Genomic DNA, 464 nt, shown 5'->3' with positions numbered 1-464 from the left:
CTCCTGCTGATCGCCGCCCGCGCGTCGGAAATGAGTGGACTCGGCTACGTCGGGGTCGATCTCGTCCTCGACAAATTCTTGGGCCCCCTGATCCTCGAACTCAATGCCCGCCCCGGCCTCGCCATCCAGATCGCCAACGGCAACGGTCTCCTGCACCGGCTCAAGAAAGTCGAAGACATCGCGGTGCCCGATCCGGACCCGGCAGCGCGGGTGGCGTTCTCGAAGCGGGAATTTCCGACGGTGTGATCGGGGTTTCTTGAACCTAGGTCATGTTGCCCGCGCCAGCGGGCTACTTGACGCTGTTACGGTCAAAATCCGTCAAGCAGCGCCCTGCGGGCGCAACATGACCTACGTTCAAAGCGCATCCGTCATGTCTTCCGCTCCTGCAACAACTGCGTCCCGCTCAAACGGTCGTGGGCGCTCTGGCCTTCGCGGTCGATCAGGCACCAGAGCAGGCCGATGCC

1 protein-coding gene is annotated in these 464 nt (G+C 63.1%); it reads left to right on the top strand.

The genetic code is table 11. The features are described from left to right. On the top strand, positions 1-246 hold a 246-nt coding region (locus I6F37_RS39155), incomplete at its 5' end, for a sugar-transfer associated ATP-grasp domain-containing protein (RefSeq protein WP_225154250.1). Between the last annotated feature and the right edge of the window lie 218 nt (positions 247-464).

The sequence above is a fragment of the Bradyrhizobium sp. NBAIM08 genome (assembly GCF_020193935.1).
GTDB classification, from domain to species: Bacteria; Pseudomonadota; Alphaproteobacteria; order Rhizobiales; family Xanthobacteraceae; genus Bradyrhizobium; species Bradyrhizobium yuanmingense.
The sequence above is the reverse complement of the archived record's forward strand: the minus strand, read 5'-3'. Positions and strand labels throughout refer to the sequence as shown.